General features: G+C 68.3%; 19 protein-coding genes and 3 tRNA genes. All 22 read left to right on the top strand.

All coding sequences use genetic code 11. The features are described from left to right. Positions 1 to 326: 326 nt before the first annotated feature. The 22 genes from ABD901_RS15020 to rpsG all read left to right on the top strand — a co-directional run bounded on the left by ABD901_RS15020 (position 327) and on the right by rpsG (position 20367). Positions 327 to 539 (top strand): hypothetical protein, encoded by a 213-nt coding sequence (locus ABD901_RS15020; RefSeq protein WP_345126450.1) that lies wholly within the window; start codon positions 327 to 329, stop codon positions 537 to 539. Positions 540 to 696: 157 nt separating this feature from the next. Beyond that, positions 697 to 3153, top strand: coding sequence for a putative bifunctional diguanylate cyclase/phosphodiesterase (locus tag ABD901_RS15015; protein WP_345126445.1), 2457 nt, complete (start codon positions 697 to 699; stop codon positions 3151 to 3153). A gap of 103 nt (positions 3154 to 3256) precedes the next feature. After that, positions 3257 to 3329, top strand: a tRNA-Thr gene (locus tag ABD901_RS15010). Positions 3330 to 3333: 4 nt separating this feature from the next. Beyond that, positions 3334 to 3406 (top strand) — tRNA-Met (locus ABD901_RS15005). A 103-nt stretch (positions 3407 to 3509) separates the two neighbouring features. Further along, positions 3510 to 3677 (top strand): 50S ribosomal protein L33, encoded by a 168-nt coding sequence (rpmG, locus tag ABD901_RS15000; protein WP_033357682.1) that lies wholly within the window; start codon positions 3510 to 3512, stop codon positions 3675 to 3677. Between the two features lie 68 nt (positions 3678 to 3745). Further along, on the top strand, positions 3746 to 4192 hold the full coding sequence (locus ABD901_RS14995; protein WP_345126442.1) for an FAS1-like dehydratase domain-containing protein: 447 nt from the start codon (positions 3746 to 3748) through the stop codon (positions 4190 to 4192). A gap of 1 nt (position 4193) precedes the next feature. Next, the gene (locus ABD901_RS14990) at positions 4194 to 4595 is read left to right on the top strand and encodes a MaoC family dehydratase (protein WP_345126440.1); all 402 of its coding nucleotides are present in this window, start codon (positions 4194 to 4196) and stop codon (positions 4593 to 4595) included. 84 nt (positions 4596 to 4679) lie between these two features. Beyond that, positions 4680 to 4752, top strand: a tRNA-Trp gene (locus tag ABD901_RS14985). 215 nt (positions 4753 to 4967) lie between these two features. Next, a complete protein-coding gene (secE, locus tag ABD901_RS14980) occupies positions 4968 to 5456 on the top strand; it encodes a preprotein translocase subunit SecE (RefSeq protein ID WP_345126437.1) in 489 nt (162 codons plus the stop codon). A 151-nt stretch (positions 5457 to 5607) separates the two neighbouring features. Beyond that, positions 5608 to 6240 (top strand): transcription termination/antitermination protein NusG, encoded by a 633-nt coding sequence (nusG, locus tag ABD901_RS14975; RefSeq protein WP_380139915.1) that lies wholly within the window; start codon positions 5608 to 5610, stop codon positions 6238 to 6240. A gap of 107 nt (positions 6241 to 6347) precedes the next feature. Next, a complete protein-coding gene (rplK, locus tag ABD901_RS14970) occupies positions 6348 to 6779 on the top strand; it encodes a 50S ribosomal protein L11 (protein WP_345126430.1) in 432 nt (143 codons plus the stop codon). A 68-nt stretch (positions 6780 to 6847) separates the two neighbouring features. Beyond that, a complete protein-coding gene (rplA, locus tag ABD901_RS14965) occupies positions 6848 to 7576 on the top strand; it encodes a 50S ribosomal protein L1 (RefSeq protein WP_345126427.1) in 729 nt (242 codons plus the stop codon). Between the two features lie 68 nt (positions 7577 to 7644). Continuing rightward, positions 7645 to 8373 carry an ATP-binding cassette domain-containing protein gene (locus ABD901_RS14960; protein ID WP_345126424.1) on the top strand — a complete coding sequence of 243 codons (729 nt, stop codon included), beginning with the start codon at positions 7645 to 7647 and terminating at the stop codon, positions 8371 to 8373. After that, positions 8370 to 9059, top strand: a complete 690-nt coding sequence (locus ABD901_RS14955) for a hypothetical protein (RefSeq protein WP_345126419.1) — start codon at positions 8370 to 8372, stop codon at positions 9057 to 9059. Before ABD901_RS14960 ends, ABD901_RS14955 begins: the two co-directional genes overlap by 4 nt. Positions 9060 to 9311: 252 nt before the next feature. Further along, on the top strand, positions 9312 to 9860 hold the full coding sequence (rplJ, locus tag ABD901_RS14950; protein ID WP_345126416.1) for a 50S ribosomal protein L10: 549 nt from the start codon (positions 9312 to 9314) through the stop codon (positions 9858 to 9860). 45 nt (positions 9861 to 9905) lie between these two features. Continuing rightward, on the top strand, positions 9906 to 10289 hold the full coding sequence (rplL, locus tag ABD901_RS14945; RefSeq protein WP_345126413.1) for a 50S ribosomal protein L7/L12: 384 nt from the start codon (positions 9906 to 9908) through the stop codon (positions 10287 to 10289). A 526-nt stretch (positions 10290 to 10815) separates the two neighbouring features. Beyond that, entirely contained in the window at positions 10816 to 14241 is a 3426-nt protein-coding gene (rpoB, locus tag ABD901_RS14940) for a DNA-directed RNA polymerase subunit beta (protein ID WP_345126410.1), read from the top strand. An 88-nt stretch (positions 14242 to 14329) separates the two neighbouring features. Continuing rightward, positions 14330 to 18217 carry a DNA-directed RNA polymerase subunit beta' gene (locus ABD901_RS14935; RefSeq protein ID WP_345126407.1) on the top strand — a complete coding sequence of 1296 codons (3888 nt, stop codon included), beginning with the start codon at positions 14330 to 14332 and terminating at the stop codon, positions 18215 to 18217. A 76-nt stretch (positions 18218 to 18293) separates the two neighbouring features. Next, positions 18294 to 18629: a hypothetical protein gene (locus ABD901_RS14930; protein WP_345126405.1), complete on the top strand. Its 336-nt coding sequence runs from the start codon at positions 18294 to 18296 to the stop codon at positions 18627 to 18629. Continuing rightward, positions 18629 to 19147 carry a hypothetical protein gene (locus tag ABD901_RS14925; RefSeq protein WP_345126403.1) on the top strand — a complete coding sequence of 173 codons (519 nt, stop codon included), beginning with the start codon at positions 18629 to 18631 and terminating at the stop codon, positions 19145 to 19147. The genes ABD901_RS14930 and ABD901_RS14925 overlap by 1 nt, the downstream gene beginning before the upstream one ends. A 373-nt stretch (positions 19148 to 19520) precedes the next feature. Next, entirely contained in the window at positions 19521 to 19895 is a 375-nt protein-coding gene (gene rpsL / locus ABD901_RS14920) for a 30S ribosomal protein S12 (RefSeq protein ID WP_033357671.1), read from the top strand. 1 nt (position 19896) lies between these two features. Continuing rightward, positions 19897 to 20367: a 30S ribosomal protein S7 gene (gene rpsG / locus ABD901_RS14915; protein ID WP_190249390.1), complete on the top strand. Its 471-nt coding sequence runs from the start codon at positions 19897 to 19899 to the stop codon at positions 20365 to 20367. The last annotated feature ends 12 nt before the right edge of the window (positions 20368 to 20379 follow it).

The raw sequence follows: 20379 nt of genomic DNA, 5'->3' as shown, positions 1-20379 counted from the left end.
CGAACGTTTGGGTCCGAGCGAGATGCGGTGAATTGGGTGGAATCTGCGGTGCTCGGGGCCGGGCTGGAATGGCGCGAGGTGTCGATAGCTGATCAGGCGGCCGGGTCGAGCAGGGGCGACTCACGACGGCGCCGAAACGTTGCTCGAAAGCTCCGCCAGGCGGGTTGAATCAGCCGGTTCGCCGGAACTGAAATCGGCTGAAAGGTCGATTCTTTCGTGTGGCCGCGTCATGTTGGCCCTGGCTCTGTTGGTCCCGACGTGGGTTGTGGCACGATCGTGGGTAACCAGACCGCGCCAGTGTCACTGCGATCGCATGGGAGCCAAAGATGCGCGAAAAGACGCTCGGCCGGTGGATCATGCGGCTGGCGGTGACCATCGGCGTTGGAACGGCAGCGCTCGGTCTCTCCGCCACGGTTGCACAAGCTGACGTTGCGTTATCGGCACCGCGTTACCAGGCGGTTATTGCCGACGTGACGCAGACGGCGGCGCGAGCCGTTACGCCGCCGGTCTACGTCGTCCAGGACTGGGACTGGACCTGAGTTTCATCGGCGGCCCCGGTTGCGGCCGAGCCGTGGCTGATCAACGTCACGGCTAGACGCGATTGGGGAAGCGGTGCCCGCTCCGAAGAGGCCGATCACCCGGTCTGACCGACATGCGTGGCTGATCACCGGTCCCCTGTTCGCCGTCGGCGCCCTCATGGCGCTGGCGGAGACGATGTCCGACCAGGTGCACCCGCTGTCGTACCACATCGAGTTCGTCCCGGTCTTCCTGCTGCTGGCGATCCTCGGCACGTACGTGCAGCTGCGCTTCGACGTCAACCGTCAGGGCGTCACGCACCGCATGAACGACGTCCCGCTCCTGCTGAGCCTGTTCTACCTCTCGCCGCTGGCCGCGATCATCGTGCGCGTCGCCGCCGGCATTCTGTGGAACGTCTTCACCGGCAAGCTCGGCTGGCACAAGGCCGCCTTCAATGCGGCCAGTCATACGGCCGGCGTCGCCGCCGCCGGGCTCGTCGTGGTGATTTACCGCCTTGGTGACGATCCGGGCAATCCGCACACCTGGCTGGTGCTCGGCCTGGCGATCGCCGCCAATTCCGTCGTCAACCTCGCCGCGATCGCCGGCGTCCTGGCGCTGGTGCAGGGCGTCGCTCACGTTCCGCAATTCCTGCGCAGCACCGGCCCCGGTCTCGCCGTCACCGCCATCAACACGGTAATCGGCCTGGTCACGCTGCTGACGCTGGACGCGAGCCTCTGGTCGATCGTTTTACTCGCGCTGCTCGCGGTGGTGCTCGCCGTGGGCAACCGGGCCTACGCCCGGTTCCTGGGCCAGCACAAGCGGCTCACCGTGATGTATGCGCTGACCCGCGACATCGCCAGCACCAACCACGACGGGACGCTGCCCGACGTGCTGCTCGGCCGGGTCCGCGCCCTGCTGGTCGCCGACTCGGCGACGCTGTGGCTGCCCCGGCACGGCCGGCACCAGGAGGTGCTGCTGTCGGCCCGGTTCGACTACCAGGGGCTGCTGGACGCCGCGCCGACGCCCGACCTGTTCCGCGACCTCGCCATGCGCACAGGGCAGATCGTCGCCGTCGGGCCCAGGACCGGCGACCCCGACCTGCGCGCGCAGCTGCAGGACGCGGGGGTCAAGGACATCATCGTCGTGCCGCTGCGTTCCGGCGGCGTGTCGATCGGCACCCTGGAGGTGGCCGGGCGGCTCGGCGACCAGGTCGCCTTCGGCCGCGACGACGTGCAGCTGATCGAGACGCTCGCCGCGCACACCGGCGTGGCCGTCGAGAACAGCCGGCTCGTCGACCGGCTGCAGTACGACGCGAACCACGACGCCCTCACCGGCCTGGCCAACCGCCGCCGGATGCTCGAGGCCCTCGACGAGGCGATGAGCGGCCGCGGCAGCCGCGAGGTGGTCGCTGTGCTGTTCTTCGACGTCGTGGCGCTGCGCGAGGTCAACGACTCGCTCGGGCACAACGCCGGCGACAAGGTGCTCGTCGAGGTGGCCAAGCGGCTGCGCGGGCTCGCGCCGCAGGGCGCGCTGGTGGCCCGGGTCGGCGACGACGAGTTCGCGATCGAACTGCGCACCGCGAGCGCCGAGGCGGCCGCGACCGTCGCCGACACGCTGCGCGCCGGGCTGCGCGACCCGATGGTGATCGACGCCCTGACGATCGACGTCGACACGTACGTCGGCGTGGCCGTCCATCCCGAGCACGGCACCCAGCCCGAGGAACTGCTGCAGCGGGCCCACGTCGCCACCCACGTGGCGAAGTCGCGGGGGATCGTCCAGGTCTTCAACGCCGGGCTGCAGTCGCGGGCGGTGCGCCGCGTCGGGCTCGCCGCGGACCTGCGCACCGCGCTCGCCGGGGGCGAGATCGAGGTGTACTTCCAGCCGAAGGTCGCGCTCACCGACCGGCGGCTGGTCGGGGTCGAGTGCCTGGCCCGGTGGGAGCATCCGGTGCACGGGCAGGTCGCCCCGCCCGACTTCGTCGCCGTCGCCGAGCACACCGGGCAGCTGACCCGGCTCAACGCGGTGGTGCTGCGCGAGGGCATCCGGCGGGCCCGGCAGTGGGCCGACGCCGGTCGGCCGCTGGCCGTGGCCGTCAACCTGTCGCCGCGCACGCTGGGCGACGCGGACCTGCCGCTGCAGATCTCGGAGCTGCTCGAGGAGCACGGGGTACCGGCGGATCGGCTCATCCTGGAGATCACCGAGGACGAGGGGCTGCTGGCCGGCGGGCGGGCCCTGCCCACGCTGGAGCGGCTGTGCGACCTCGGGGTGCGGCTGTCGGTCGACGACTTCGGCGCCGGGCGCTCGTCGTTCGCGGACCTCAGCCGGCTGCCGGTGCAGGAAGTCAAGATCGATCGGACGTTCGTGCAGGGCATGGCGACGTCGCCGAGCGATCTGGCGATCGTTCGCTCGGTCGTGGACATGGCCCGCAACTTCGGGCTCGACGTGGTGGCCGAGGGGGTCGAGAGCGAGCTCACCCTCGGGCTGCTGGAAGACATGCGGTGCGGGATGGGGCAGGGCTTCCTGTTCAGCCGGCCGCTGCCGTACGAGCGCTTCGAATCGTGGCTGCAGGTTCAGACCGCCTCGGATCCCACGCGGGCCCCGGCGGGCGAGGTCCGGTGGCTCCGCGCGGTCCCATAGCCGGGCTGAGCTGCGCGAAGACCGATAGTGGGTAAGTCGATTTCGTGCCCGGCCGAGGGCCGTGTACGCTTAGCGAGCGCGTGTGCGGGAACGCATACGATGCGCCCCCTTAGCTCAGTCGGCAGAGCGTCTCCATGGTAAGGAGAAGGTCTACGGTTCGATTCCGTAAGGGGGCTCTAGGGCGGTGTAGCTCAGATGGCAGAGCAAGCGGCTCATAATCGCTGTGTCGCCGGTTCAAGTCCGGCCACCGCTACAGAAGTACTATCGGACGCCCGAGTGGGCGTCCATCTGCGTGAGCCGCTAAGATGGTTCGCTGAGTCTGACACCGAGAACGCTCTGAAGGAAGGCACTTCGCCATGGCCAAGGCGACCGACGTTCGTCCGAAGATCACGCTGGCGTGTACGGAGTGCAAAGAGCGCAACTACATCACCAAGAAGAACCGCCGCAACGACCCGGACCGGATCGAGCTCAAGAAGTTCTGCCCGCGCGACGGCAAGCACACGGTCCACCGCGAGACGCGGTAATCCCATAATCCATACAATGCCCCGGCCTGAGGCCGGGGCATTGTTGCTGTACGGGTAAGTTCCACTCCATGCCGCTGGATCAGTCGTACATGGGCCGGGTGTTCCCGCCGACCCCGCCCTACGAGGTGGGCAGGGAGAAGATCCGCGAGTTCGCCGACGCGGTCTTCGCCACCGACCCGGTGCACCGCGACCTCGCCGAGGCCCGGGCCCACGGCTACCGCGACGTGATCGCGCCGCCGACCTTCGCCATCATCCTCAGCCAGATCGCCGGGCAGCAGCTTGTCGACGACCCGTCGTTCGGCATGGACTACAGCCGGGTCGTGCACGGCGGGCAGACGTTCCGCTACGCACGGCCGATCGAGGCCGGCGATCACCTCACCACGGTGATGACGGTGGAGGAGATCAGCAGCCGGGCCGGGCATGCGTTCCTGACCACACGGCACGAGGTCGCCACCGTCGAGGGCGAGCAGGTCGTGACCGTCTGGACCCGGCTCGTGATCCGTGGGGAGGGCTGAGATGCAGCCAGGCACCGAGTTCCCGGCCCGGACGTTCCGGGTTACCCGCGCCGATCTGGTGCGCTACGCGGGGGCCTCCGGCGACTTCAACCCGATCCACTGGAGCGACCGCCAGGCGATCGCTGTGGGCCTGCCCGGGGTGATCGCCCACGGCATGCTGACCATGGGCCTCGCCGGCCAGGCGGTGGCCTCCTGGGTGGGCGGGACCGCCTCGATCGTGGAATTTTCCACCCGGTTCGCCAACCCGGTGGTGGTGCCGGACGATGACAAGGGCACCGAGATCGTGGTGACCGGCGTGGTGAAGAAGGTCCTCGAGGACGGCCTGGTGCAGATCGACGTGTCCGCGACCTGCCAGGGAGAGAAGGCGCTGGGGGCCGCGAAGGCACTCGTGAGAAAGCAGTAGGTGGGGGGTGGTTGGGATATCCCGCCCACAACCCGTACACTGGTCCGCCGTGGGGTGAGCAACTCAATGTTGCCCAGTTCACGAAGGGGTGTGGCGCAATTGGTAGCGCAGCGGTCTCCAAAACCGCAGGTTGCAGGTTCGAGTCCTGTCGCCCCTGCGCCGAAGGCCTGACCTGGGTCCGGTGCGCTCGGCCGAACGTGGCCGGGCCGTCGACCACAGCGGTCACGGTTGGTCCGACCGTGTGCCACCGGCTCCCGCCGGTGGCCCTGCGATCGGGCAAGTACCGGTGGTCGACGGGTCGTGAGGGCCCGGGGTCTTGCTGCCGGACGACATACGGACCGAGCACTCGCGAGATCACGGAAGAGGGCGAAAGTGGCCGAACGCAGGCGACGCGGGACCAACCCCGCCGACGATCGCCGTGAAGAGGAGCTCAGCGCCGAGGACGCCGCCATCGAGGATGAGTTCGCCGACGAGCTGGACAGCCTCGAGACCGCGGACGACGTCGAGGACGAGTCCGAGGAGGACGAGGACCTCGACGAGGAGACCGCGAGCAAGAACGGTCGCGCCAAGGACGGGAAGTCCAAGGACGCCAAGTCCAAGGACCTCAAGACCAAGGACGGCAAGAAGACCAAGGTCAAAGAGGGCGGTTCCAACAACATCTTTGCGCGGCTCATCAACTTCATCCGCGAGGTTGTCGCCGAGCTGCGTAAAGTTATCTGGCCGACCCGCAAGGAGCTGAGCACCTACACGCTCGTCGTGGTGGTGTTCGTGATCATCATGCTGGCCATCGTCGGCGGCCTCGACTTCGGCTTCGCCAAGCTCGTCCTCTGGACTTTCGGTAACGGCAACGCCAACCAGTAGGCACGACACGGCCGAGCGAGCGCCGGCGGTCAGCCAGGCGGCGTCGGGACCGAGGGCCGGCGAAGACAGACAGACGGAAGTGAGCAGCGTGCAGGATTTCGACGAGACGCCCGGTACTCCCGACGACGAGCAGCACGAGGAAGCGTCGCCGGTGATGACGGCCGCCACCCCGACGGTGGCGTCCGACGCCGAGGACCCCGTCGCCGAGCTGCGGGCCGCACTGCGTTTCGCGCCCGGCGACTGGTTCGTTGTGCACTCCTACGCCGGCTATGAGAACAAGGTCAAGACGAATCTCGAGACCCGGATCACGAGCCTCGACATGGAAGAGTTCATCTACCAGGTCGAGGTCCCGACTCGTGAAGAGGTCGAGATCAAGAACGGCAAGCGCACCCAGGTGCAGAACAAGGTCTTCCCCGGCTACATCCTGGTCCGGATGGAGCTGACCCCGGAGTCGTATTCCTGCGTGCGCAACACGCCGGGCGTCACCGGTTTCGTGGGGGCGACCGACCGCGCCGACCGCCCGGCGCCGCTGTCGCTCGACGAGGTCCTCAAGTGGCTCGCGCCGGTGGTGCAGCAGGAGGGCAAGAAGGCCGGCAAGCCCGAGGTCAAGGTCCTCGACTTCGAGGTCGGCGACTCGGTCACCGTCACCGACGGCGCCTTCGCCTCGCTCCAGGCGACCATCAGCGAGATCAACGCGGACCAGCAGAAGCTGAAGGTGCTGGTCTCGATCTTCGGTCGCGAGACCCCGGTTGAGCTCAACTTCAACCAGGTCACGAAGATCTAAAACGCCTGCGGTACGCTTGAGCGTCCGGCCTGAGCGCCGGACGCCTCATCGTGCTCGGAAAACGCGACAGCACGAACCGATTCCAGCCCAGGAAGACGAAAGCAGCCATGCCTCCGAAGAAGAAGCTCGTCAAGACCTTCACGCTTCAGTTGCCGGGCGGCCAGGCCACGCCGGCTCCGCCGGTCGGTCCCGCCCTCGGTCAGCACGGCGTGAACATCATGGAGTTCGTCAAGGCGTACAACGCCCAGACGGAGTCCATGCGCGGTGACATCATTCCGGCGCAGATCAGCGTCTACGAGGACCGCACGTTCACCTTCATCCTCAAGACGCCGCCCGCCGCCCGCCTGCTGCTCAAGGCCGCCGGCGTGCCCAAGGGCTCCGGCGTGCCGCAGAAGGACAAGGTCGGCTCGATCACCAAGGCCCAGCTCCGCGAGGTCGCCGAGAAGAAGATGTCGGACCTCAACGCGAACGACATCGAGCAGGCCGAGAAGATCATCGCCGGCACCGCCCGCTCCATGGGCATCACCGTCAAGGACTGAAGTACCGCCGACTAGTGGGAGGACGCCGCGCGGCGTCCGCACTGAGACCACAGGAGAACGAAAGCGACATGTCGCAGCACGGCAAGAACTACCGCAAGGTCGCCGACCTGGTCGACCGCAGCGCTCTGTACAGCCCCATGGCCGCCGTCAAGCTGGCCCGGCAGACCACGACCGTGAAGTTCGACCCCACCGTCGAGGTGGCCATGCGCCTGGGCGTCGACCCGCGCAAGGCCGACCAGATGGTCCGTGGCACGGTCAACCTGCCGCACGGCACCGGTAAGACCGCCCGAGTGATCGTCTTCGCGCAGGGCGCGAAGGCGGCCGAGGCCGAGGCCGCCGGCGCCGACGCGGTCGGCACCGACGAGCTCGTCGCCCGGATTCAGGAGGGCTGGCTCGACTTCGACGCGGCGATCGCCACCCCCGACCAGATGGCCAAGATCGGCCGGATCGCGCGGATCCTGGGCCCGCGCGGCCTCATGCCGAACCCGAAGACGGGCACGGTGACCATGGACGTCACCAAGGCGGTCAACGAGATCAAGGGTGGCAAGATCACCTACCGGGTGGACAAGCACTCGAACCTGCACCTGATCATCGGCAAGGCGAGCTTCACCGACGAGCAGCTCGTCGAGAACTACGCCGCGGTGCTGGACGAGGTCAACCGGGCCAAGCCCTCGGCCGCCAAGGGCAAGTACCTGAGGAAGATCTTCATCACCACCACCATGGGCCCGGGCATCCCCGTCGACCCGGGCAAGACGCGCAACCTCCTCGAGGACGACAGCGTCGCCACCGCCGAGTAGCAGGTACTCAGCAAAAGCACAGCAAAGCGGGAACCACCGGGACAGCGTGTCTATGGCACGCTGTCCCGGTGCGTTTCCAGGACGTGTGGTTCCGCTACGGCCGACGCGCACCGTGGACCCTGCGCGGCGTCGACCTCACCCTCCAGCCGGGCGAGACGGCGGTCGTGGCCGGTCCGAACGGCTCCGGCAAGTCCACGCTGCTGCAGCTGGCCGCCGGGGTGCTGCGTCCCGGCCGCGGGGCCGTCACGGACCGCCCGGCCGTGATCGGCTGGGTCCCCGAGCGCTTTCCCGCGGATCAGCCATTCACGGCGCGTACCCACCTGAAACACATGGCGGCGATCCGCGGCCGCGACGGCACCGCGGACATCGAGCGGTGGGCGCGCCGGCTGCACTTCGAGAACTTCCTCGACGTCCGGCTCAGCCGGCTGTCGAAGGGCTCGGCCCAGAAGGTCGGCCTCGTGCAGGCGCTGCTCGCCCCGCCCGGCCTGCTCGTGCTCGACGAGCCGTGGGAGGGCCTCGACGCGCAGACCCGCGAGCAGGTGCCGGCGATCGTCGCCGAGGTCGTCGCGCGCGGCGGGTCGGTCCTGGTCAGCGACCATCTGGGCGAGGTCGCCCGGCTCCCGGGCGCAAGCCGCTGGCACGTCCGCGACGGCGAGGTGCACGCGGCGGAGCGACCGGCGAGCAAGAAGGTCATCGAGCTCGCCGTCGACGCTGCCGACGCGCCCGACGCGGTCAGCCGGCTGCGCTCGGCCGGTTTCGAGATCTTGACGGTACGCGATGAGGTGCCCCAGCCATGACCGCGCTCGTCCGCATGCGACTGGCCGGGTTCGTCCACACGGGACGGGCCGTCGCCCCGTTGCTGGCCGCCCTCGTCGTGCTCTCGATCCTCTACGGCGGCGGCCAGGCGCAGGCCGGCGAGGCGTACGGGGTCTCGGCCGCCGTCCTGTTCGTGGTGCTCGCCTGGCAGAGCAAGGTCCTGCTCGACGTCGAGCCCGATGTCCAGCGCCGCCTCGGCCGGGTCGCGGCCGGCGGGGCCGCGCGGGAGATCGTCGCCGGCCTGGTCGCGGCCGCGCTGGCGGGCCTGCCCCTCGTCGCGATCGCGCTGGTCCTGCCGTGGGTCGTCGGCGGCGTGACCACACCGCGAGCCGGCGACCCGCCGCTATCCACCGGCATCGCCCTGGGCGTGTGGGCCCACCTGCTGCTCCTGCTGCCCGCGGTGGCGCTCGGCGCCCTGTCCAGCCGGGCGGTGACCGTCCAGGCCGCCCGCGGCGTGGCTGTGCTGGTCTCCGGCGCCGTGTTCGCGGTCGTGTTCGGCCTCAAGAGCTTCCCGGTGCCGTGGCTGGCCCCGCCGGTGATGGCCACGGCCCGCGCCACCGTCGGCGCCGCACACCTGCCGGTCATTGCGCTCACCACCGCCTGGGCGCTGGCCTGGACCGCGGTCTTCACTGGCTTCTACACGCGGGCTCGGCTCGACAGGGCCTGATTTGGCGCCTCGCGAAGTTGCACGTACTCTGAAACGGCAAACCCGAAGACCGCTGGTCATGTCCGCGTGCTCCTGACTGGAGAACACAGACATCGAAGGTCCCGCCGCAATGCGGGCGACCCGCGCAGGGCCGCGAAACTGGTGTGAACGTCAGCGCCTTCACGTGCTGCCTCCGCCCCGTGCGCCCCTGCGCCGGGGCGTTTTTCATTGCTGTGGTGATGACCAGCAATGAGGCAACGAGAGAGGAGGGACATGGCGGACAAGCCGGTTCGAGACGACAAGGCCACCGCTGTCGCGGAGCTCACCGAGCAGTTCCGTGGCGCTTCGGCCACCGTGCTGACCGAGTACCGCGGCCTGACCGTGGCGCAGCTCAAGACCCTGCGCCGCAGCCTGGGCCGTGAGACCACGTACGCCGTCGCGAAGAACACGCTCGCGAAGCGTGCCGCGACGGATGCGGGCATCAGCGGGCTCGACGATTTGTTCTCCGGTCCTACCGCGCTCGCTTTCGTCGGCGGCGACCCGGTCGAGGCGGCCAAGAGTCTGCGCGAGTTCGCGAAGGCCCACCCGCTGCTGATCATCAAGGGCGGCGTTTTCGAGGGCAAGGCCATCAGCGCGGACGAGGTCCGTCGCCTGGCCGACCTGGAGTCCCGCGAGGTGCTGCTGGCGAAGCTGGCCGGCGCCATGAAGGGCAACCTGAGCAAGGCCGCGGCGCTGTTCCAGGCCCCGCTGTCGAAGGCGGCCCGGACCGTCCAGGCTCTGGCAGACAAGCGCGAACAGGAAGCCGGTGGCGCGGCCGAGTAGTCCGGCCGATCGCCCCACATCACTTTTTCGAAAGGAAACGCCACCATGGCGAAGCTGAGCAACGACGAACTCCTGGACGCGTTCAAGGAGATGACGCTGATCGAGCTCTCCGAGTTCGTGAAGCAGTTCGAGGACGTCTTCCAGGTCACCGCCGCCGCCCCGGTTGCGATCGCCGCGGCCGGCGGCGCTGCCGCGCCGGTCGAGGAGAAGGAAGAGCAGAGCGAGTTCGACGTCATCCTCGAGGGTGACGGCGGCAAGAAGATCCAGGTCATCAAGGTCGTGCGCGAGCTGACCGGCCTGGGCCTCAAGGAGGCCAAGGACCTCGTCGAGGCCGCCCCGAAGGCCGTCCTCGAGAAGGCCAACAAGGACAACGCCGAGAAGGCCAAGGCGAAGCTCGAGGCCGAGGGCGCCAAGGTTACCCTCAAGTAACTTCGCGTCTGCGAACTGGACGGCCGCCGGGTCACCGGCGGCCGTCTTTTCGTAAGCGACATGTAAGGACCCAAGATCTAGGGGGCCCGACCACAACACTTAGTGGTCGTGGTGCGAGATATCCGTCACGACGCCCCGACGCGCGTGGGAACCCTTGACGCGATGACCGGCGGCCAGGCACGCTAATCAGGCACTGCCTTCCGCGGACGCGGCGGCCGAGCGGCACGACCGATGTGCCCGGTCCTTCTTGGATCTGGTTCTGAGCGCATCGACTGTGGGCCCGCAGGCTACGACCGACGCGAGCGGCTCGGCCGGTGGAGAAACGATCTTCGCAAAAGGTCGTTGAAAACATCGTGCACGAGGCCGCTGGACAGCGGTGAGCCCTTCGGCTACACTGCTAGTTTGCGCTGTCTTCTGACTTCACCTCTGGCGTGAGGGGCCTCTTCGTGGGCTTCTCCACATCGGAGGTCGTCAGGCTGCACGCGAAACGGCCTGTTTGCAACACCGGTCCTCGGAAGGACGCATCTTGGCAGCTTCCCGCCCTGCGAAGACCAGTTCGAGCGCTTACGCTCCCCGCCGGGTCTCCTTCGGCAGGATCACCGAACACCTTGAGGTTCCCAACCTCCTCGCCATCCAAACCGACTCGTTCGACTGGCTGGTTGGCAACGAGAATTGGCAGAACCGCTCGGCCGGTGATCAGCACGCCCGTTCCGGGCTCGCGGAGATCCTCGATGAGATCAGTCCCATTGAGGACTTCTCCGGCACGATGTCACTGTCGTTCTCCGCTCCGCGCTTCGACGAGGTCAAGGCCCCGATCGAGGAGTGCAAGGAGAAGGACCTCACCTACTGCGCCCCGCTGTTCGTGACCGCGGAGTTCACCAACCACACCACTGGCGAGATCAAGAGCCAGACGGTGTTCATGGGTGACTTCCCCATGATGACGCCCAAGGGCACGTTCATCATCAACGGCACCGAGCGCGTCGTGGTGAGCCAGCTCGTCCGCTCGCCGGGCGTGTACTTCGACAAGCAGCCGGACAAGACCTCCGACCGCGACCTCACCAGCGTCAAGGTCATCCCGAGCCGGGGTGCCTGGCTGGAGTTCGACATCGACAAGCGCGACACCGTTGGTGTCCGCATCGACCGCAAGCGCCGGCAGGCTGTCTCCGTCCTGCTCAAGGCCATCGGCTGGTCGGCCGAGCGCATCCGTGAGAAGTTCGGCTGGTCCGAGCTCATGATGACCACGCTCGAGAAGGACCACATCGCCGGCCAGGACGAGGCGCTGCTGGACATCTACCGCAAGCTGCGGCCGGGTGAGCCGCCGACGCGGGAGAACGCCCAGAACCTGCTGGACAACCTCTTCTTCAACCCGAAGCGGTACGACGTCGCCAAGGTTGGCCGATACAAGTTCAACAAGAAGCTCGAACTGGATGTGCCGATCACCCAGGGCGTGCTGACCGAAGAGGACATCGTCGCCACGGTGGAGTACCTCTGCCGCCTGCACACGGGCGAAGAGGGCTACGAGGCCGACGACATCGACCACTTCGGCAACCGGCGCCTGCGCACGGTCGGCGAGCTCATCCAGAACCAGGTCCGCGTCGGCCTGTCCCGGATGGAGCGCGTCGTGCGCGAGCGCATGACCACCCAGGACGTCGAGGCGATCACGCCGCAGACCCTGATCAACATCCGCCCCGTCGTGGCGGCGATCAAGGAGTTCTTCGGCACGTCGCAGCTGTCCCAGTTCATGGACCAGACCAACCCGCTGGCGGGCCTGACCCACCGGCGCCGGCTGAGCGCGCTCGGCCCGGGTGGTCTGTCGCGTGAGCGGGCCGGCTTCGAGGTCCGGGACGTGCACCCGTCGCACTACGGCCGCATGTGCCCGATCGAGACCCCCGAGGGTCCCAACATCGGTCTCATCGGCGCGCTGTCGACGTTCGCGCGGGTCAACCCGTTCGGCTTCGTCGAGACGCCCTACCGCAAGGTGGTCGACGGCCGGGTGACCGACCAGATCGACTACCTGACCGCGGACGAGGAAGACCGCTACGTCAAGGCGCAGGCCAACGCTCCGCTCAAGAGCGACGGCAACTTCGCCGAGGAGCGCATCCTGGTCCGCCGGAAGGGCGGCGAGGTCGACAACGTCCCGGCCGACCAGGTCGACTACATGGACGTGTCGCCGCGGCAGATGACCTCGGTCGCCACCGCGATGATCCCGTTCCTCGAGCACGACGACGCCAACCGGGCACTGATGGGCGCGAACATGCAGCGCCAGGCCGTGCCGCTGGTCAAGGCGGAGTCGCCGCTGGTCGGCACCGGCATGGAGTACCGTGCCGCGGTCGACGCCGGCGACGTGGTCGTGGCCGAGGTCGGCGGTGTCGTCGAGGACATGTGCGCCGACTACATCACCATCCACCAGGACGACGGCCACCGCCGCACGTACCTGCTGCACAAGTTCCGTCGCTCCAACTCCGGCTCCTGCGTCAACCAGAAGCCGGTGATCTTCGAGGGCGACCGGGTCGAGGCGGGGCAGGTCATCGCCGACGGCCCGTGCACCGACGAGGGCGAGATGGCGCTCGGGCGCAACCTGCTCGTGGCGTTCATGCCCTGGGAGGGCCACAACTACGAAGACGCGATCATCCTGTCCCAGAAGCTGGTGCAGAACGACGTCCTCACCTCGATCCACATCGAGGAGCACGAGGTCGACGCCCGCGACACCAAGCTGGGGCCGGAGGAGATCACCCGCGACATCCCGAACGTCAGCGAGGAAATGCTCGCCGACCTCGACGAGCGGGGGATCATCCGGATCGGCGCCGAGGTCGTCACCGGCGACATCCTCGTCGGCAAGGTCACGCCCAAGGGTGAGACCGAGCTGACCCCGGAGGAGCGGCTGCTGCGCGCGATCTTCGGCGAGAAGGCCCGCGAGGTGCGCGACACCAGCCTCAAGGTGCCGCACGGCGAGACCGGCACGGTCATCGGCGTGCGGACGTTCAGCCGCGAGGACGGCGACGAGCTGTCCCCGGGCGTGAACGAGCTGGTGCGCGTCTACGTGGCCCAGAAGCGCAAGATCCAGGACGGCGACAAGCTCGCCGGCCGCCACGGCAACAAGGGTGTCATCTCCAAGATCCTTCCGGTCGAGGACATGCCGTTCCTCGAGGACGGCACGCCGGTCGACATCGTGCTCAACCCGCTCGGCGTCCCGAGCCGTATGAACATCGGCCAGGTCCTGGAGACACACCTCGGGTGGGTCGCCAAGACGGGCTGGAAGATCGACGGCGACGACACCGAGTGGAAGCGGGCGCTGACCTCCATCAACGCGGGGGAGTCCGAGCCGGACACCAACGTGGCGACCCCGGTCTTCGACGGCGCCAAGGAAGAGGAGATCGCCGGCCTGCTCAGCAGCACGCTGCCCAACCGGGACGGCAACCAGCTGATCGGGGCGAGCGGCAAGGCGCGGCTGTTCGACGGCCGCTCCGGCGAGCCGCTGCCGGACCCGATCGCGGTCGGCTACATCTACATCCTGAAGCTCAACCACCTGGTCGACGACAAGATCCACGCTCGCTCCACCGGGCCTTACTCCATGATCACCCAGCAGCCGCTGGGTGGTAAGGCGCAGTTCGGTGGCCAGCGCTTCGGTGAGATGGAGTGCTGGGCCATGCAGGCCTACGGCGCGGCCTACGCGCTGCAGGAGCTGCTGACGATCAAGTCCGACGACGTCCTCGGACGCGTCAAGGTGTACGAGGCGATCGTCAAGGGCGAGAACATCCCGGAGCCGGGCATCCCCGAGTCCTTCAAGGTGCTCCTCAAGGAGCTGCAGTCGCTGTGCCTGAACGTCGAGGTGCTCTCCAGCGACGGCGTGGCCCTCGAGATGCGCGAGACGGATGACGAGGTGTTCCGCGCCGCCGAGGAACTGGGTATCGACCTCTCGCGGCGAGAGCCGAGCAGCGTCGAGGAAGTCTGATACGCGGGCGGCGCCCCTTCAGTCGAGGGGCGCCGCCGCAGCGACCTAGCAATTACCCGAGCAACTGAATCGTGAGGACATAGACGAAGTGCTCGACGTCAACTACTTCGACGAGCTCCGCATCGGCCTGGCCACGGCCGACGACATCCGGCAGTGGTCGCACGGCGAGGTCAAGAAGCCCGAGACGATCAACTACCGCACCCTGAAGCCGGAGAAGGACGGGCTCTTCTGCGAGAAGATCTTCGGTCCTACCCGGGACTGGGAGTGCTACTGCGGTAAGTACAAGCGGGTCCGCTTCAAGGGCATCATCTGCGAGCGCTGCGGCGTCGAGGTGACCCGGGCGAAGGTCCGCCGCGAGCGCATGGGCCACATCGAGCTCGCCGCGCCGGTCACGCACATCTGGTACTTCAAGGGTGTGCCCAGCCGCCTCGGTTACCTGCTGGACCTGGCCCCCAAGGATCTCGAGAAGATCATCTACTTCGCGTCGTACGTGATCACCAGCGTCGACAAGGAGTCCCGCCACCGCGACCTCGCGACCCTCGAGAACGAGGTGTCGGCCGAGAAGCGGCAGGCGGAGAACGCCCGCGACTCGGAGATCGAGAAGCGCGCCGCGAAGCTGGAGCAGGACCTGGCCGAGCTCGAGGCCGAGGGCGCCAAGGCCGACGTGCGCCGCAAGGTCAAGGAGGCCGGCGAGCGCGAGATGCGCCAGATCCGCGACCGTGCGCAGCGCGAGATCGACCGCCTCGACGAGGTCATGGACACGTTCCGCAAGCTGGAGCGCAAGAACCTCATCACCGACGAGCTGCTCTACCGCGAGCTGCGCGACCGGTTCGGTGAGTACTTCTCCGGTGCCATGGGCGCCGAGGCCATCAAGGCCCTGCTGGAGAACCTGGACCTGGACGACGAGGCCGAACTGCTGCGCGAGACCATTCGCAGCGGCAAGGGCCAGCGCAAGATCCGGGCGCTCAAGCGCCTCAAGGTCGTCGCGGCGTTCCTCAACACGGCGAACTCGCCGTTGGGCATGGTGCTGGACTGCGTCCCGGTCATCCCGCCGGACCTGCGCCCGATGGTGCAGCTCGACGGTGGCCGCTTCGCCACCAGCGACCTCAACGACCTGTACCGCCGCGTGATCAACCGGAACAACCGGCTCAAGCGCCTGATCGACCTGGGTGCCCCGGAGATCATCGTCAACAACGAGAAGCGGATGCTGCAGGAGGCCGTCGACGCGCTGTTCGACAACGGCCGCCGCGGTCGTCCCGTCACCGGCCCGGGCAACCGGCCGCTGAAGTCGCTGTCCGACATGCTCAAGGGCAAGCAGGGCCGCTTCCGGCAGAACCTGCTCGGCAAGCGCGTCGACTACTCCGGCCGTTCGGTCATCGTCGTCGGCCCGCAGCTCAAGCTGCACCAGTGCGGCCTGCCGAAGCAGATGGCGCTGGAGCTGTTCAAGCCGTTCGTGATGAAGCGACTGGTTGACCTCAACCACGCGCAGAACATCAAGTCGGCCAAGCGCATGGTCGAGCGTCAGCGGCCGGTCGTGTGGGACGTGCTGGAGGAGGTCATCGCGGAGCACCCGGTGCTGCTCAACCGCGCGCCGACCCTGCACCGCCTAGGCATCCAGGCCTTCGAGCCGCAGCTGGTCGAGGGCAAGGCCATCCAGATCCACCCGCTGGTCTGCACCGCCTTCAACGCCGACTTCGACGGCGACCAGATGGCCGTGCACGTGCCGCTGTCCGCCGAGGCGCAGGCCGAGGCGCGCATCCTCATGCTGTCCAGCAACAACATCCTCAAGCCGGCCGACGGCAAGCCGGTGACCATGCCTACGCAGGACATGATCATCGGCCTGTACCACCTCACCCACATTCAGAAGAACCTGCGGGGTGAGGGGCGCACGTTCAGCTCCGACGCCGAGGCGCGGATGGCGTTCGACAACGGCGAGCTGCACCTGCAGGCGCCGGTGCGGATCCGCCTGAAGGGCATCGTCGGGGTCGACAACGGCGTGGGTGCCGCGCCGTGGGAGGCGCCGGAGGAGTGGCAGCCGGGCGAGACCGTCACGATCGACACCACGCTGGGCCGGGTCCTGTTCAACGAGACGCTGCCCGTGGGGTACCGCTTCGTGAACTACGAGATCCGCAAGGGCCAGCTCTCGGCGATCGTCAACGACCTCGCCGAGCGCTTCCCGAAGGTCTCCCTGGCGGCGACGCTGGACGCGCTCAAGCTGGCCGGCTTCCACTGGGCCACCTGGTCCGGCGTCACCATCGGCATGGAGGACGTCATCCAGCCGCCTCGTAAGCGCGAGATCCTCGAGCGCTACGAGAAGGAGGCGCAGCGGATCGACAAGCAGTACCAGCGTGGTCTCATGACCGCCGAGGAGCGCCGCGGCGAGCTCATCGAGATCTGGACCAAGGCGACCGGCGAGGTGGCCAAGGAGATGGAGAGCGCGCTGCCGCGCGAAAACCCGCTGTGGAAGATGATCAACTCGGGTGCCCGCGGTAACCTCCTCCAGCTCCGCCAGATCGCCGCGATCCGTGGCCTGGTGGCCAACCCGAAGGGCGAGATCATCCCGCGGCCGATCAAGGCCAGCTACCGGGAGGGTCTGTCCGTGCTGGAGTACTTCATCTCCACCCACGGTGCCCGCAAGGGTCTGGCCGACACCGCGCTGCGGACCGCCGACTCGGGTTACCTGACCCGTCGTCTGGTGGACGTCTCGCAGGACGTCATCATCCGCGAGGAGGACTGCGGCACCGACCGCGCCATCCCGATGGCGGTCGGCGAGGTGGCCGACGGGCTGCTGCGCATCCACACCCACGCGGAGACGGGCGTGCACGCGCGCACCCTCGCCGACGATGTGCGGGACAAGGACGGCCGCATGGTCGCCGAGCGTGGCACGGACATCAACTCGATCGTGGTCGACCAGCTGGTCGCCGCGGGCGTGGAGAACGTCCGGGTCCGCAGCGTGCTCACCTGCGAGTCGAAGCTGGGCGTCTGCGGCGCCTGCTACGGCCGGTCGCTGCCCACGGGCAAGACCGTCGACGTCGGCGAGGCGGTCGGCATCATCGCCGCCCAGTCGATCGGTGAGCCGGGCACGCAGCTGACGATGCGTACCTTCCACACCGGTGGCGTCGCGGGTGAGGACATCACCCAGGGTCTGCCCCGTGTTCAGGAGATCTTCGAGGCCCGCGTTCCCAAGGGCAAGGCGCCCATCGCCGACACCCCGGGCCGCGTGCGCATCGAGGACGGCGAGCGGATGCGGAAGATCATCATCGTGCCGGACGACGGCAGCGACGAGATCGTCCACGACAAGCTCAGCCGGCGCGTCAAGCTGCGCATCCAGGACGGCGAGCACGTCGAGGTCGGCGAGAAGCTCACCGAGGGCACGATCGACCCGCACGAGCTGCTGCGCATCATGGGCCCCCGGGCGGTGCAGGTGCACCTGACCTCGGAGGTCCAGGAGGTGTACCGCTCGCAGGGTGTGCTCATCCACGACAAGCACATCGAGATCATCATCCGCCAGATGCTCAAGCGGGTGACGGTCATCGACTCCGGCTCGACCGAGTTCCTGCCGGGTGTGCTCGTGGACCGCGCGATGTTCGAGGCGGAGAACCGCCGGGTCGTCGCCGAGGGCGGCGAGCCCGCGGCCGGCCGTCCGGTCCTCATGGGTATCACCAAGGCGTCGCTGGCGACGGAGTCGTGGCTGTCCGCGGCCTCGTTCCAGGAGACGACCCGGGTGCTGACCGACGCCGCGATCCACGCGCGCAGCGACTCGCTGATCGGTCTGAAGGAGAACGTCATCATCGGTAAGCTCATCCCGGCCGGTACTGGCATCAGCAAGTACCGCAGCATCCGGGTCGAGCCGACCGAGGAGGCGAAGGCCAAGGTCTACTCGATGACCGGCTACCCGGAGGCCGACTACGGCTTCGGCCCGGCCAGCGGCCAGGCCGTCCCGCTGGACGACTTCGACCTGGGGTCGTTCCGGTAAGGACCAGCGCTAGGGCATGAGGGGCGGAGACCATGTGTCTCCGCCCCTTTCCCGTGCACCGGATAGAGTTCACTGCGTGACGTCCTCGACCCGGCACCCGCTGGACCCGGATCCGGTCCGCGCGACGAAGGCCTCGGCCGTGTTCGGGCTGGGCCTGCTCTCCGTGGTCACCGGGCCGTTCCTGGGCGGGGTGATCCCGGCGACGCTGGCCCTGCTCATCGCGAGGGAGTCGCGGCGTGAACTGGTCGCCGCGGACGGCTTCCTGCTCGGCTCCCGCCGCCTGCGCAGCGGCGTGCGGCTGGCCTGGACCGGCATCGTGCTCGGCATCGCCGGCCTCGTCGTGCTCGCGATCATCGGGCTGCTGCACTACGCGCGCCAGCGCGGCACCGACTTCGACCCGACGGTGAACTGATGGGCTACCCGGGGTACCCGCCGCAACAGCCCCCGTCGCCGTACGGCCGGCCGGTGCCCTACGGGCAACAACCCCCGCCGTATGGCTATCCGCACCCCTACGGCGTCCCTACGGTGCCGCCGGCGCCCGTGGCCGCACCCGCCATGCGGGTCGACGTGGTGCAGGGCACTCCGTTCGGGGTCGCCTACCCGACGATCCAGTCGGTGCCCAGCGGGCAGGCCACCGGCTCCCTCGTCGCCGGCATCGCCTCCGTGCTGGTCGCCCTGTTCGCCGTCTGCCTCGGCGCGACCGGCGCCGAGCCCGGCTGGGGCCTCGCCGCGAGCGGTGCGTTCACCATCCTGGGGGTTTTTCTGGGCGGCGGCGCCGTCGGCCTGGCCGTCTACGGCCTGCGCCAGATCCGCCGCGCCGCAGGTCAGGGCGTCACCGGCAAGGGCATGGCCGTCACCGGCATCGTGCTCGGCGCGGTGGGCGCGGGCCTTGCGCTGCTGGCCCTCCTGATCCCGCTCGCCGTGGTGTGACCACCCCGGCGCCCGAATTGGAGGCCCCCGGACACGTCGATCGGCGACCAGGTACTCTTGGTGTGAAGAGTGTTCCGTCAGCAGGCGCCGGCCGAAGGCCTCAGCGCGATTTTGACCAGCGTCCTTACGGTGGGTACTCTTTCCCCTCGTGCCCGGCTTTGCCGGGCAACTCGTGCGTGCGCCCACATCGGCCCCGCTCGGCGGGAACAGAGGTGGGTGCGGACCACAACCCCGGGCTGGGATCAAACGGGCCGGGTCGCGGAATAGGCGACACGCCCGACCGCGGGTGCGGGTCCGAGCAGCGCTCGGTCATATGGGGAAAGACAGAAGAGATAGACGTGCGGCCGCGAGGCCGAAGGGAGAGGCAGGCCCAGTGCCTACGATCCAGCAGCTGGTCCGCAAGGGCCGCCAGGCGAAGCTGAGCAAGACCAAGACGCCGGCGCTCAAGGGAAGCCCGCAGCGGCGGGGCGTCTGCACGCGTGTGTACACCACCACGCCGAAGAAGCCCAACTCGGCGCTTCGCAAGGTGGCCCGTGTGCGGCTGAGCAACGGTATCGAGGTGACGGCCTACATCCCCGGTGTCGGTCACAACCTTCAGGAGCACTCGATCGTGCTGGTCCGTGGCGGCCGTGTGAAGGACCTGCCCGGCGTGCGTTACAAGATCATCCGCGGTTCGCTGGACACCCAGGGCGTTCGCAACCGCAAGCAGGCTCGCAGCCGATACGGCGCGAAGAAGGAGAAGAGCTGACATGCCGCGTAAAGGCCCCGCGCCGCGCCGGCCCCTCGTGGCGGACCCGGTCTACAACTCCCTGCTCGTGACCCAGCTGATCAACAAGATCCTGGTCGAGGGCAAGCGGCAGCTCGCCGAGCGCATCGTGTACAGCGCGCTCGAGGGTGCTCGCGAGAAGACCGGCACCGACCCCGTGGTGACGCTCAAGCGCGCCATGGACAACGTGAAGCCGACCCTCGAGGTCCGCAGCCGCCGTGTCGGTGGCGCGACCTACCAGGTGCCGGTCGAGGTTCGCCCGCCCCGGGCGACGACGCTGGGCCTGCGTTGGCTGGTCACCTACTCCCGCGCCCGCCGCGAGAAGACCATGGTCGAGCGGCTCATGAACGAGCTGCTGGACGCGAGCAACGGTCTCGGTGCTTCGGTGAAGCGCCGCGAGGACACCCACAAGATGGCGGAGTCCAACAAGGCCTTCGCGCACTACCGCTGGTAAGCGCCAGCCTTC

It is taken from the genome of Dactylosporangium darangshiense, assembly GCF_039537565.1.
In the GTDB taxonomy this organism is placed as follows: domain Bacteria; phylum Actinomycetota; class Actinomycetes; order Mycobacteriales; family Micromonosporaceae; genus Dactylosporangium; species Dactylosporangium darangshiense.
This window is presented reverse-complemented; position numbering and strand designations above follow the sequence as displayed.

Coding starts and splice junctions, on each gene's coding strand:
- rplJ (WP_345126416.1), top strand. CDS start 9,312: ATGGCGGACAAGCCGGTTCGAGACGACAAGGCCACCGCTGTCGCGGAG.
- rpsG (WP_190249390.1), top strand. CDS start 19,897: ATGCCGCGTAAAGGCCCCGCGCCGCGCCGGCCCCTCGTGGCGGACCCG.
- ABD901_RS15020 (WP_345126450.1), top strand. CDS start 327: ATGCGCGAAAAGACGCTCGGCCGGTGGATCATGCGGCTGGCGGTGACC.
- ABD901_RS14995 (WP_345126442.1), top strand. CDS start 3,746: ATGCCGCTGGATCAGTCGTACATGGGCCGGGTGTTCCCGCCGACCCCG.
- rplK (WP_345126430.1), top strand. CDS start 6,348: ATGCCTCCGAAGAAGAAGCTCGTCAAGACCTTCACGCTTCAGTTGCCG.
- ABD901_RS15015 (WP_345126445.1), top strand. CDS start 697: ATGGCGCTGGCGGAGACGATGTCCGACCAGGTGCACCCGCTGTCGTAC.
- ABD901_RS14990 (WP_345126440.1), top strand. CDS start 4,194: ATGCAGCCAGGCACCGAGTTCCCGGCCCGGACGTTCCGGGTTACCCGC.
- ABD901_RS14955 (WP_345126419.1), top strand. CDS start 8,370: ATGACCGCGCTCGTCCGCATGCGACTGGCCGGGTTCGTCCACACGGGA.
- rplA (WP_345126427.1), top strand. CDS start 6,848: ATGTCGCAGCACGGCAAGAACTACCGCAAGGTCGCCGACCTGGTCGAC.
- ABD901_RS14925 (WP_345126403.1), top strand. CDS start 18,629: ATGGGCTACCCGGGGTACCCGCCGCAACAGCCCCCGTCGCCGTACGGC.
- rplL (WP_345126413.1), top strand. CDS start 9,906: ATGGCGAAGCTGAGCAACGACGAACTCCTGGACGCGTTCAAGGAGATG.
- rpmG (WP_033357682.1), top strand. CDS start 3,510: ATGGCCAAGGCGACCGACGTTCGTCCGAAGATCACGCTGGCGTGTACG.